The organism is Ruegeria sp. C2, assembly GCF_056537765.1.
The window spans coordinates 102,596-114,182 of record NZ_JBQFRZ010000003.1 but is presented as its reverse complement, the minus strand read 5'-3'; the positions used below and the strand labels follow the sequence as shown (position 1 = coordinate 114,182).

At 58.1% G+C, this 11,587-nt stretch carries 12 protein-coding genes; 5 read left to right on the top strand and 7 right to left on the bottom strand.

Annotation, left to right across the window (positions count from 1 at the left end):
* Positions 1-54 precede the first annotated feature (54 nt).
* Entirely contained in the window at positions 55-873 is an 819-nt protein-coding gene (locus ACR0IV_RS12800; protein WP_480658892.1) for a DUF2189 domain-containing protein, read from the top strand.
* Positions 874-941: 68 nt separating this feature from the next.
* Here ACR0IV_RS12800 and ACR0IV_RS12795 read toward each other — a convergent pair whose 3' ends face one another.
* The 3 genes from ACR0IV_RS12795 to ACR0IV_RS12785 are packed head-to-tail and all read right to left on the bottom strand — an operon-like array spanning position 942 to position 4,019.
* Complete coding sequence (locus tag ACR0IV_RS12795; protein WP_480472428.1) at positions 942-1,907, bottom strand: sensor histidine kinase; 966 nt, start codon at positions 1,905-1,907, stop codon at positions 942-944.
* A complete protein-coding gene (locus ACR0IV_RS12790) occupies positions 1,895-2,572 on the bottom strand; it encodes a response regulator transcription factor (protein WP_480472426.1) in 678 nt (225 codons plus the stop codon). Before ACR0IV_RS12790 ends, ACR0IV_RS12795 begins: the two co-directional genes overlap by 13 nt.
* On the bottom strand, positions 2,550-4,019 hold the full coding sequence (locus ACR0IV_RS12785) for a DUF4153 domain-containing protein (RefSeq protein ID WP_480658894.1): 1,470 nt from the start codon (positions 4,017-4,019) through the stop codon (positions 2,550-2,552). The genes ACR0IV_RS12790 and ACR0IV_RS12785 overlap by 23 nt, the downstream gene beginning before the upstream one ends.
* Before the next feature lie 173 nt (positions 4,020-4,192).
* Between ACR0IV_RS12785 and ACR0IV_RS12780 the strand changes: the two genes are divergently transcribed.
* From ACR0IV_RS12780 to ACR0IV_RS12770, 3 genes are all read left to right on the top strand, one after another.
* Complete coding sequence (locus ACR0IV_RS12780) at positions 4,193-6,499, top strand: Tex family protein (RefSeq protein WP_480658896.1); 2,307 nt, start codon at positions 4,193-4,195, stop codon at positions 6,497-6,499.
* 201 nt (positions 6,500-6,700) lie between these two features.
* On the top strand, positions 6,701-7,591 hold the full coding sequence (locus ACR0IV_RS12775) for a LysR substrate-binding domain-containing protein (protein ID WP_480658898.1): 891 nt from the start codon (positions 6,701-6,703) through the stop codon (positions 7,589-7,591).
* A 190-nt stretch (positions 7,592-7,781) separates the two neighbouring features.
* Positions 7,782-7,973 carry a hypothetical protein gene (locus ACR0IV_RS12770; RefSeq protein WP_480658900.1) on the top strand — a complete coding sequence of 64 codons (192 nt, stop codon included), beginning with the start codon at positions 7,782-7,784 and terminating at the stop codon, positions 7,971-7,973.
* Between the two features lie 328 nt (positions 7,974-8,301).
* On the opposite strand, the gene ACR0IV_RS12765 is transcribed toward ACR0IV_RS12770, so the two are convergent.
* The 4 genes from ACR0IV_RS12765 to ACR0IV_RS12750 are packed head-to-tail and all read right to left on the bottom strand — an operon-like array spanning position 8,302 to position 10,383.
* Positions 8,302-8,523: a Rieske 2Fe-2S domain-containing protein gene (locus tag ACR0IV_RS12765; RefSeq protein ID WP_480472417.1), complete on the bottom strand. Its 222-nt coding sequence runs from the start codon at positions 8,521-8,523 to the stop codon at positions 8,302-8,304.
* Between the two features lie 5 nt (positions 8,524-8,528).
* Positions 8,529-8,864 carry a carboxymuconolactone decarboxylase family protein gene (locus tag ACR0IV_RS12760; RefSeq protein ID WP_480658901.1) on the bottom strand — a complete coding sequence of 112 codons (336 nt, stop codon included), beginning with the start codon at positions 8,862-8,864 and terminating at the stop codon, positions 8,529-8,531.
* Between the two features lie 10 nt (positions 8,865-8,874).
* Positions 8,875-9,633 (bottom strand): amino acid ABC transporter permease, encoded by a 759-nt coding sequence (locus ACR0IV_RS12755; protein ID WP_480472413.1) that lies wholly within the window; start codon positions 9,631-9,633, stop codon positions 8,875-8,877.
* Positions 9,634-9,642: 9 nt separating this feature from the next.
* Entirely contained in the window at positions 9,643-10,383 is a 741-nt protein-coding gene (locus ACR0IV_RS12750) for an amino acid ABC transporter ATP-binding protein (protein ID WP_480472411.1), read from the bottom strand.
* 121 nt (positions 10,384-10,504) lie between these two features.
* Here ACR0IV_RS12750 and ACR0IV_RS12745 point away from each other — a divergent pair, with 121 nt between their 5' ends.
* Complete coding sequence (locus ACR0IV_RS12745; RefSeq protein WP_480472409.1) at positions 10,505-11,275, top strand: transporter substrate-binding domain-containing protein; 771 nt, start codon at positions 10,505-10,507, stop codon at positions 11,273-11,275.
* The last annotated feature ends 312 nt before the right edge of the window (positions 11,276-11,587 follow it).

Sequence of the window (11,587 nt, the reverse complement as noted above, 5' to 3'; positions counted from 1 at the left end):
TGCGCCTACTCGTGAACAGCCCAGCACGGTTTCATGCTTTGGGAGGACTCTATCATGACATCCAAGACCGCGGGTCCCACGCCACCCGACAATCTGTCGCCGCAGCAGCAAGCCATGCCTGAAGTCAACAGGCTGACGGTGGATGATATCACCGCATCGCTGAAGGATGGCTTTTCTGACTTCCTCGCGCGCCCCTTGATGAGTGGTTTTTTCGGCCTGTTCTATGCGGTTTTCGGCATCCTGTTTGTGTGGTGTCTGGTCTGGCTCGGAAAGATCTGGATGATCATTCCTGCAGCGGTAGGCTTTCCGCTGGTGGCACCATTCGCTGCCGCCGGGCTTTATGAAATGTCCCGTCGGTTGCAGAAGGGTGAGAGTTTCGGCTGGTCCGAAATCCTCACTGCCATGGCCAATCAACGCAAGCGTGAAATGGGTTGGATGGCCTTTGTCACGCTGTTCATTTTCTGGGTATGGACCTATCAAATCCGCCTTTGGCTGGCGATCACCCTGCAGAAATCATCCTTCTCGGATTTTGAAGGGTTTTTGAGCATCGTATTCTTCACACCGCAGGGCTGGACCTTTCTGGCGATCGGCACCTGTGTCGGTGCCTTTCTGTCGGCTGTCCTGTTCTCGGTAACTGTTGTTGCCATGCCCATGCTGCTCGACCGGGAAACCAATTTCGTATCCGCCATGTTAACTTCCATCCGCGTCGTCACCGAGAGCCCGGTGGTCATGCTGAGCTGGGCGGCGATCATCTCGGTCACCATGCTGTTGTCGTTGGTTCCGGCATTTCTTGGCCTGATCTTCACCCTGCCAATCCTCGGCCACACCACATGGCATCTCTATCAGCGGGCTGTGTCACCGGCAGAGGTGTGATCACTAGATTCCCAACCTGTAACAACTGGTTGCGGGGCTATGTACGATACGTGCCGCGAAATCTCTGTTCACGACATCGCGAACACGATCTCAAACCGTGCTCCGCTCTCTGAAGGTATCAACGAGATCTGCGCGCCATGTGCCCTCAGAAGATTTTCCGCGATTGCCAGACCCATGCCTGTGCCCCCTTGTTCGCGAGCCGTCGTGAAGAAAGGCGCAAAAATCCGGTCCCGGTTGCCCTCGGAGATCCCCGGACCATCATCCTGTACGATCAATTGTCCCGGCGCCGCGCTGAGCACCACCTGACCCGCCCCGTGGCGGCAGGCATTGTCCAACAATTGCTGTAAAACCACTTGCAGGCCTGATGCGGCCAGCGGCAGACGTTCGTCAACGCTTTCAAACCGAAGGGGCAGGTCCGGGAAACGTGCACGCAGATCTTCTGCAAGCTCTGCCAGCGTACATGTTCCGTGATGCTCTGGTGCCCGTGCGGCAGCGACACGGTTGAGGGCGCTGAGCTGGGTTTGCATCTGATCGCTGGCACCCAGAATCTGTTGCAGCAACGCACGGTCTTGATCCGCAAGCCCCTTGGCCTCCTCCAGCAACTCCGCCGCTGCGCGGATCGAGGTTACCGGTGTTTTCAGCTCATGCGTGACATGGTCGGCGAAACTGCGGATCGAGGTTTCACGTCGTTGCAGAGTTTGAGCCATACCGAGAACCGAGCCGGCCAGACGGGACAGTTCCTGCGTGCCATAGTGCCGAGGCGGGTCCGTGCGTTGACCACGCTCGACCGCCCCGGAATAGGCGGCTAATGCCGAAATCGGCCGAAGCAACAAGCGCACCAACAGATATCCCAGTACGCCGGTGGCCAGTCCAATCAGGCCCGCCAACAAGACTGCCGCGTTGCGAAAGCCGACCTCGGGGCCAAGATAGCGCAACGCGATGAGGCCCAGCAACGACAGAACCAGCGTTCCCGCCAGTGCGCCGCCAAGCACAAAGCCCAACGATGGGCGCCACTTGCGCCTCAGCTCGGCCATGCGCCCATCCGTAGGCCGATGCCATGCACGGTTTCGATGGCGCTGGCCCAACCGTTTTCGCCCAGTTTGCGGCGCAAGTTGCGCAGATGGCTATCCAGCGTTCGGTCCGCAATCGCGCTGCCCGCACCGTAGATCGCATCAATCAATTGCGGGCGCGAGACGATTGCCTCGGGCGTTTGCATCAGGCGGCGCAGGATCGATAGCTCGGTCGCGGTCAGGGTCAGCGGTGCCCCATCGAGCTTGGCGGAATGACCTGAAGCATCCAGTTCGACCGGACCATGGCGCAGAATGGCCATCACACCTCGGGTCGTGCTGCGTTTCAGGATCGCCTTGATCCGCGCCACCAATTCGCGCGGACTAAAGGGTTTGGTGACGTAGTCATCCGCCCCAAGCTCGAGACCCAGAATCCGATCAACCTCATCATCGCGAGCCGTCAGGAACAGGATCGGCACTTCTGAGCGCGCGCGTAGCTTGCGACAGACCTCAAGGCCATCCAACTCGGGCAACCCGACATCCAGCACCACCAGATCGGGGGCTTCGCGCATGGCATGGGTCAGCGCCATTTGCCCGTCGCGGGCGGTGACAACCTGATAGCCCGCGCGTTCCAGCGTAATCGAGACCAGCTCGCGCAGGCGCGGGTCGTCATCCACGACGAGGATTTTCATCAGATGCCTCCGGCTTCGCTTCGGTGGTCAGATTACGGATCACTCGATCCGCGCGAAACCCCCATTCCCGCCAATTGGTGATCTGTGGGGTCCATGCGGAACAGCCTGTTGGGCGCGGAGAGCGCGCGAGCTCTGCGGCGGCCATTGGGCCAAGCCGACAGACATAATATGCGTCGTAACGCTGCGGATGGTTCAGGTTCTCGCGCGCGATCAGCGCTGCAAAGTTCACGAAACAGCAGGCATAGAGCACACCGAGCCCCAACCCGGCGGATCGCACCAGCAGCCATCGGTTCGATTTGCCCCGCAAGATTTGCCATCCAGTCAAACACAGCCCGGCGGCCACCAATGCCATCCAGATCGCTGCATGTACCCGCAAATAGGTCAGCCCGTAAGCCTCAACATATAGGGACAAGCGCATGAGGGACGAGATCACCAGCAACACGTTCTGACCTAACCACAACATCATCCAACGGGTCAGACCCTGCCGCTCAGCCAGAAATGGGCGGGCAGCCAATGCGAAGGCCCCAGCCAACAATGCGGTCGCCAGCAGAGGATAAGCGCCGCGATGGGCATATTCCGCGTGGCCCACTCCCTCGGGAAGCTCTGCATTTCCCCAAAGAAACGCCACATCCATGATCGTTTGAACCGCCAAGAGCAGATTGAACGTTATCAGCGCATTGGCCACGGACCCGGCATTCAGACCCAGGCCGGGCAGAGACCGGCTGCGTTGAGGTCCAACACGCGGGGCCAGCAAACCGGGCTGTATTGCCACGGCCAGAACCGGCCAAATCACCATCGCAGCCCCGAGCCAGAACAGAACCCGGTCAAACCGGAGGTCAAAGCGCCATAACCGATCCACCCAATCTGACAATACCGGATTTGCCGAGACCATGAGAGAGATCAGGATCAAAGCTCCGCCAACGGGGAAACCCCAGGCCCGCAGCAGACGCAAAAACGCTCCATCAGCGCGCGATACCGTCTGACTGTGCCGGATCGCTTCAATTGCCTGCCGGATGGCGAGAAACGGGACTTGCGACAGAAATCTTCGATAAGACGCGCCGCTCCAATGGCCCAGAACAGCCCAACACAACGCAACAGTCGAACCGCCCAACAGGAAAGCAACCGATAGGGCCTGCACATATTCCACGACCGGCAGAACGCTCAGGACCAACAAAACCGCAGGCCCGATCAGCCCGGTGCGCCTGCCCAGAAGCAGCCATACGACGCCAGCCACAGCCAGCGCGAATATGGCCAACGACACCCCCAGCGCATAATCCAGAAACAATACATCCGCCAACGCGACAAGAATTGCCAAACCTCCGACCGCGTGGCGTTTGCTCGGCCCCAAGTTGCCGTCGCTCCTGTTGCCTTTCTGCTCGGGCGCATCAAACCACCAGCTGTCCTGCAAAACCGACGCGGGAACTCCGCGCACGATGAACTGTCCCATATCACTGCTCCTTTTTTGTTATGGTGCAGCCTTTGTCTGGTGGCCTTAGGTGCAGATCACCGCACAGCTCTCGTGCAGTTTTCGTGCAGAGCGGGGTTTATGGCTGAAACCCCCTTCCCCTCGCCTGCCCCTCTGGCTAAGACGGTCCCCCAACCGTCTGTCAGGAGGCCCCTTTGGACCGCATCGCCCGCACCATCGCCACCGAGATCAATGCCCGCCCGGAACAGGTAGGGGCCGCGGTCAAATTGCTGGATGAGGGGGCAACGGTGCCCTTTGTCGCGCGCTACCGCAAAGAGGCGACCGGCGGGTTGGATGACACACAGTTGCGTACCCTGTCCGATCGTCTGACCTATCTGCGCGAGCTTGAGGCGCGGCGCGAAGCGATTGTGAGCTCGATCAAGGATCAGGGAAAGCTGACCGATGATCTGATCAAATCCATTGCACAGGCCGAAACCAAGGCACAGCTGGAAGACATCTATCTGCCTTACAAGCCCAAACGTCGAACCAAAGCCATGATCGCCCGTGAAAATGGCCTTGAACCGCTTGCCGATTCCATTCTGGCAGAGCGTTCGGCAGATCCCGAAGCATTGGCCGAAGGGTATCTGGGCGACGCCGTCCCGACCACCAGGGACGCCCTTAACGGTGCACGCGATATCATCACCGAGCGGCTGACCGAGAACGCTGCACTTTTGGGAGAGCTGCGTAATTTCATGCAGCTCGAGGCATTGTTGACCGCCAAGGTGATCGAAGGGAAGGAACAGGAAGGCGCGAAGTTCAGCGACTACTTCGATCATACCGAGCTTTGGGCCAAAACCCCTTCGCATCGGGCGCTGGCGATGCTGCGCGCCTCGAAAGAGGGGATTGTAACGCTGGATATCGCGCCCGAGCCCGAAGCCGGTGCCGCGCGAGCCGAGGCGATGGTCGCAGCCCATCTGCACACAAACGGTGATGGCCCCGGTGACAAATGGTTGCGCAAGGTTGCCGGCTGGACCTGGCGCGTGAAGCTGTCGCTTTCGATGATGGTCGAACTGATGGCCGATCTGCGCAGCCGCGCACAGGATGAGGCGATTCAGGTGTTTTCGCGCAACCTGAAGGACTTGCTGTTTGCCGCCCCGGCAGGTGCGCGCGCGACGCTGGGTCTGGACCCGGGCATTCGCACCGGCGTCAAGGCCGCTGTTGTGGATGAAACTGGAAAGGTCGTGGCAACTGATACGCTTTATCCGTTCCAACCCAAGAACGACCTGCGCGGAGCCCAAGCCGCCATCCTAAACCTTATTGCGGCCCACAAAATTGAGCTGATCGCCATTGGCAACGGTACAGCCAGCCGCGAGACCGAGCGGATGGTGGCTGACACGCTCGCTCTGCTGCCCAAAACGATCAAGGCACCTACCAAGGTTGTCGTGTCCGAAGCTGGGGCCTCGGTCTATTCGGCCTCGGAACTGGCGGCACGTGAGTTCCCGGATCTCGATGTCTCGCTGCGCGGCGCGGTCTCGATTGCCCGCCGTCTGCAAGACCCACTCGCCGAGCTGGTGAAGATCGAACCCAAAAGCATCGGTGTAGGCCAATACCAGCACGATGTGGACCAGCACCGCCTGTCTCAATCGCTGGAGTCGGTGATCGAAGACGTCGTGAACGCAGTGGGCGTCGATCTGAACACCGCCTCAGCGCCCCTGCTGTCGCACGTTTCGGGCCTCGGGCCCGGTTTGGCCGAAGCCATCGTGAACCATCGCGACATCAACGGGGCCTTCACCGCGCGCAAAGACCTGCTGAAGGTGGCGCGACTTGGCCCCCGTGCCTTTGAGCAATGCGCAGGCTTCTTGCGTATCCGCGAAGGGGCGGAACCGCTGGACGCCTCATCCGTCCACCCCGAGGCTTATGACGTCGCCCGCCGCGTTGTCGCCGCATGTGGGCGCGATATTCGACAGATCATGGGCCATGATGGAGCCCTGAAAGGGCTGCGGGCCGAACAGTTTGTTGATGATACATTCGGCCTGCCGACCGTGCGCGATATCTTTGCCGAGCTGGAAAAACCGGGCCGGGATCCGCGGCCCAGCTTCAAGACCGCTTCGTTCACGGACGGGGTCGAGGAAATCACCGATTTGAAACCCGGCATGGTTCTTGAAGGCACCGTCACAAATGTCGCCGCTTTCGGCGCATTCGTAGATATCGGCGTGCATCAGGACGGATTGGTACACGTTAGTCAGTTGGCCGACCGTTTCGTCAAAGACCCGCATGAAGTGGTCAAGACCGGTCAGGTCGTCAAAGTACGAGTGGTTGAGGTGGACGTACCCCGCAAACGCATCGGGTTGACGATGCGCAAGGATGGTGGTGCCTCGGCGCGCGAAGATAAAGCCGCGCGCGGGCCGCGCAAACCCGCGCCTCATGGCAAACCCAAGAGCGTTCGGAGTGGAAAGCCAGACCACAGCACGCAAAACAGCGCCTTTGGCGAAGCACTTCGGGATGCGCTGAAATCCAAGTAGCCATTGCGGCTGAACATCAGGCGCTGCACTCACGCTGTATCGTCGATTGATGAAACCGGGCCGCTGTTGTTCCAAAACGGCCCGCGCATCTCTGCCGTACTCAGCTCAAATCGACCATTTGCAAGCCAGTCTCCCATATGTAAAATCTCCAATATCAAGCAAAACATAAGAAATTCTTATAGCTATACCCACGAGGATCCGATGCGCCACAGTCAGCTCAAAGCCTTCCACAATGTTGCGCTCCATGGTGGGTTCTCAACTGCGGCCGAAGCGTTGTTTCTGACCCAGCCTGCAGTCTCGGAACAAGTGCGAAAGCTGGAACAGGATCACGATCTGCTGCTGTTTCAGCGCGAACGCAGACGCGTTTCTTTGACACCTGAAGGCGAGAAGTTGTTTCGCTTTACCAAGCAATACTTTGAAATCGAAAGTCAGATCGAGGACTACCTGTCGGAATCGAAAGCGTCGATTGACGGCGAATTACGGATCATCGCTGACTCGGCCCATCATCTGACGGATTACCTGGGCCCATTTCGTGCGATGTACCCCAACATCACGATCATGGTTCGATCCGGAAATACGAATGAAATTCTGGAAGAACTGCGAGCTTACAATGCCGAAATCGGTATTGTGGGCAGCCCTACACCGGGCAGCGACATGACAATGCTCAATCTGGGTGCCACCAACATCGTCGCCTTTGCTGGGCACGGAGTGCTACCGCTTTCAAAAACATCACTGTCGTTCAAAGAGCTCAAGACACTGCCACTTATCTTTCGCGAACAAGGTTCCAAAACCCGTCAGAAGCTTGAGGAAGAAGCGCGTCGCAGAAAGGTCACCCTGAAACCCGCCATCGTCGCCGAAGGGCGCGAAGCAGTCCGTGAACTGGTGGCATCGGGCGCGGGCATCGGTTTTGTCTCACGCGCGGAGTTCGGGCGCGATGACCGATTGCGCCAGATCGAACTGGCAGATGTCGATCTGCAAATGGGCGAGAGCATGATCTATATGACCCAGCGCCACGAGGTGAAGGTTATCCGCGCGTTTATGGACTTCGTCCGGCGCGTTCAGGATGAAAAGCATTCGGAAACAACCGGATAAAACCGGGGCCGACACGCGCGAACCCTCACTCGTCGCCTTTGAATACCCGATCACATCGTTTTCTGTTGTCGCCCCCAGGCCGTTCAGCAAACGGTTTGAGCAGTTGAAATAAGCACAGACCTAATTGACTTCGAGGATCCCCGATATCCGTCTTTGCACCGGTGCAAACGTAGGGGTATCGGGCATGGTCATGCAGGACGGATTTTTGCTTGGAACCAGCTCGAAATTCGACGAACTCTATGGGTGGGAGCTGCGCGAGCCCTTGGCAGTTCAGTTCGAAAGCAGCCGCCCGCTGGGTTTCCCGGGCCACCCGATGGATGTGCATTGCGCCGAGATGCATTATGCAAAAAAATCGGCAAGATGTTCGAGCTCGACCCGCTGACCATGCATTCTTGGCATGCCGGGTTTCATCTGAGCCGTGCCTATTCTGCCCCCACGTATCAGAATTTTGAGAAGTGGAGCGGCTCGGCCTTCGTCAACCCACGACCACTGCACTTTCACACCTGCAGGCATTACGCGCTGGGTGAGATTTCGCTGAACGTTCTGGACCCAACCATCCGCGTTGAAGGGATCGGGATATGGGGGCTGAATCCAGAATGCATCCCGGGTGGCGCCCAGATCCAGAGACATACCCCGGCGTCAACACGGTTTTTGATGCAACGGCGCGGACTATGGGACAGGGTTCCCATGGCAGGCTCAGCGTGTCCTGATCAGCCTGCCGCTTCTGTAATGGTCCCGCGAGACAAAGGCAGCTTATGGTGCGAGCAGGCATCCTTGAGCGTAATAGCCATGCCCTCAGCGTCGCGATAGATCACGATCTCATCGTCGAATATCCGCACAGCGCTGAGTTCGCGGCCAAAGTCCTCAGACCGGCCAGCGACGTACCTGCTGTCTCGGATAATCCCCTCAGCACCGGCCAGATCAGGAGGCATTAGGCTTACTCCGAAAACACGTCATAGGCCTTTAGCGCCTTGGCGCTGTAAGCATAGGACGGCCCTCCGCCCATATAAGTCGCCATCGCCAGCGCCTCGCACAGCTCGTCACGCGTCGCGCCCAGCCGGACCAGCGATTTAACATGAAACCCGATGCAACTGTCGCAGCGAGTGGCGATCGCGATGCCAAGCGCCATAAACTCCTTGGTATTTTCGCTCAGCGCACCATCGGTCTTGGCCGCCTTGCCCATGATGCCGAACCCGCGCACGGTTTCGGGTACCTCTTTCGAGAAAGCCCCGATATTGGCCTCGGTCTCGGCCATGAAATCTTTCCAGTCCATCACTTGCTCCTTATCCGCGCTCATCCGCGCCCATGCGGCGTTCCAACCAGCGCACGCCTGCACTGATGATCAGAACCAGGACCAGGTATTCAAAGATCAGCAGTGTATAGATTTCCAGCGGGCGGTATTCCGTCACCACCAGCTCGTTCGCTCGTCGGGTCAGTTCCTGCATTCCGATGACGCTGGCAAAGGCACTCATCTTCACAATGTAAATAAACTGGTTCGCCAGCGGTGGCAGGATACGCCGGATCGCCTGCGGCAGGATCACATAGCGCATGGTCTGCACATAGTTCAGCCCGACGGTCTGCGCCGCCTCGCGCTGTCCGCGGGCGATGGATTGGATACCTGCGCGATAAATCTCGGCCGTGAAGGCACTGTCAGAGATCGCCAGAGTGATAATCGCGCCCCAGAACGGATCGATGGGCACGTTCATCCCCATCGACTGGAACACGATGGGCAAACCATAAAACACCCAGAACAACATCGGCAGCAGGGGAATGGCGCGAATGAATTCGACATAGACCCGGTTGACCAGCCGCCAACCCCGTTTCTCGGACAACCCTGGCAAAGCTACCAACAGGCCAATCACGATTGAAAGGACGGCGGCGATCAACGAGATCAGGATCGTCGAGCCCATCCCGGAAATCAGGAATTTGACATTCGTCCAGCCCGAGTCCGTTGTCGGATTGATGACATACCAGCCCCAGGTCTGGGAAGATGAGCAGCCTGCCAGCAACAGCAGCGGCGATATCAGAAATAGTTTTCTCATCGGCCCCACCTAATGCTGCAGAATTTGACTGAGGAATTTACGGCACCGCTCGGATTGCGGATTGGTAAAGAAGTGCTCGGGGTGCCCTTCCTCTACAATCTCGCCCGCATCCATGAAGATCATCTTGTCGGCCACCTTCCGGGCGAAGCCCATCTCATGGGTGACGACGACCATGGTCATACCTTCCTGCGCCAGTTCGACCATCACATCCAGAACCTCCGAGATCATCTCGGGGTCAAGTGCCGAAGTCGGTTCATCAAACAGCAGCACACGGGGTTCCATGCACAACGAGCGTGCTATGGCGACACGCTGCTGCTGGCCGCCCGACAATTGAATGGGCCGCTTGTCTGCCTGATCTGGAATATGCACCCGCTCAAGGTAATGGCGGGCTTTTTCTTCCGCCTCTTTCCGGCTTAACCCCCGGGCCTTGATCGGTCCCAGCGTCAAGTTCTCCAGCACGCTCAGGTGCGGAAAAAGGTTGAATTGCTGAAAGACCATTCCGACTTCGGAACTGATCGCAGCAACCGACTTGGGGTCATTCGTCAGCTCGACGCCATCAACCCGGATCGTGCCTTTCTGATGCTTTTCCAATTGGTTGATACAACGGACAACGGTCGACTTACCCGATCCGGAGGGTCCGCAGATCACCACCTTTTCGCCGCTTCCGACCGTCAGGTTGATATCCTTGAGAACATGAAAGGTGTCGAACCATTTGTTCACGTTCACAAGTTCGATGGCGGCGTCTGGCATTGGCTGGCCTGCCCCTATTTCAGTCTTAGTTGAATATTTTCTTGAGGTTATCTTTCTCTTTGCGCTTAAATCAACAAAGAACACGGCATCAAGGCCGAAACGCCACCAACAGGAGAGATTGATGAACACTTTTTTGAAAGCTGCGGCAGCAGCCGCGCTTGGACTGGTATTGTCCGGCGCAGCACAGGCACAATCAGCTCTGAACGAGGTTCTGGATTCCGGCGTTCTGAAGGTCGGCACAACTGGCGACTGGAACCCGATGTCACTGCGTGACCCGGCGACCAACAGCTACAAAGGTTACGACATCGACATCATGAACGAGCTCGCGGCTGATCTGGGTGTTGAGGTCGAATATGTACCCACCGACTGGAAAACACTGGTGAATGGTGTGGTGGCGGGGAAATATCACCTGACCGGCTCGGCCTCGATCTCACCGCCGCGGATGAAGGTCGCCGGTTTCTCAGACAGCTACATCGCGGTGGAGTTGTTCCCCTATACGACCAAAGACAAGGCGGACAAGTTTGATGGCTACGAGTCGATCAACCAACCAGGTGTGACCGTTGCCACAACCTTGGGTACCACCTTCGAGAAACGGGTGCGCGAGTGGTTCCCGAATGCCGAGATCAAAGTGGTCGAAGCCCCGGCCCGCGGTTTTCAGGAAGTGATCGCCGGGCGCGCGGATGTGTTCATCACTTCGAACATCGAAGGGTCGACGCTGGAACAAAAGTTCCCTGTCGTGCGCGTCAAGAACGCCGGTCCCCGCTCTCCGTCGCCCATCGCGATGATCCTTCCGCAGGCTGATCAGGTTTGGATCAACTACGTTAACAACTGGATCGAGGTGAAGAAGGCGCAGGGATTCTTCGAAGAAAACCGCAAGAAATGGGGTCTCTGATTGCATTTGGTGCCCGGTTAATTCGCCGGGCGCTTTTCACTCAGGCCGCCGTCAGGGCAGACTGATCAAAGGCAAACAAGATCCCTCCAACAAGTGCAGCATCCGCCAGAGGTGCGAGGTCGACCATGCGACCTTGCACCATAACGAACGTCGAATGCTGAGTGGCTTTTAGCTCACCTAAGCCTTAATTTGATCCGGGATTTCAGGTGCCGCCAAAGCTGCGTCTAGATCGTATCGACGGCTGGGCTCCCAAGCGATCATGTTCATCCTCCAGGGTCAGAACGCCAACACGTTCCGCCGTGCCCATTGGTA

Bases quoted from the DNA above. Each gene is read 5' to 3' on its own strand.
- ACR0IV_RS12800 (WP_480658892.1), top strand. From the start codon at position 55: ATGACATCCAAGACCGCGGGTCCCACGCCACCCGACAATCTGTCGCCG.
- ACR0IV_RS12795 (WP_480472428.1), bottom strand. From the start codon at position 1,907: ATGGCCGAGCTGAGGCGCAAGTGGCGCCCATCGTTGGGCTTTGTGCTT.
- ACR0IV_RS12790 (WP_480472426.1), bottom strand. From the start codon at position 2,572: ATGAAAATCCTCGTCGTGGATGACGACCCGCGCCTGCGCGAGCTGGTC.
- ACR0IV_RS12785 (WP_480658894.1), bottom strand. From the start codon at position 4,019: ATGGGACAGTTCATCGTGCGCGGAGTTCCCGCGTCGGTTTTGCAGGAC.
- ACR0IV_RS12775 (WP_480658898.1), top strand. From the start codon at position 6,701: ATGCGCCACAGTCAGCTCAAAGCCTTCCACAATGTTGCGCTCCATGGT.
- ACR0IV_RS12770 (WP_480658900.1), top strand. From the start codon at position 7,782: ATGCAGGACGGATTTTTGCTTGGAACCAGCTCGAAATTCGACGAACTC.
- ACR0IV_RS12765 (WP_480472417.1), bottom strand. From the start codon at position 8,523: ATGCCTCCTGATCTGGCCGGTGCTGAGGGGATTATCCGAGACAGCAGG.
- ACR0IV_RS12760 (WP_480658901.1), bottom strand. From the start codon at position 8,864: ATGGACTGGAAAGATTTCATGGCCGAGACCGAGGCCAATATCGGGGCT.
- ACR0IV_RS12755 (WP_480472413.1), bottom strand. From the start codon at position 9,633: ATGAGAAAACTATTTCTGATATCGCCGCTGCTGTTGCTGGCAGGCTGC.
- ACR0IV_RS12750 (WP_480472411.1), bottom strand. From the start codon at position 10,383: ATGCCAGACGCCGCCATCGAACTTGTGAACGTGAACAAATGGTTCGAC.
- ACR0IV_RS12745 (WP_480472409.1), top strand. From the start codon at position 10,505: ATGAACACTTTTTTGAAAGCTGCGGCAGCAGCCGCGCTTGGACTGGTA.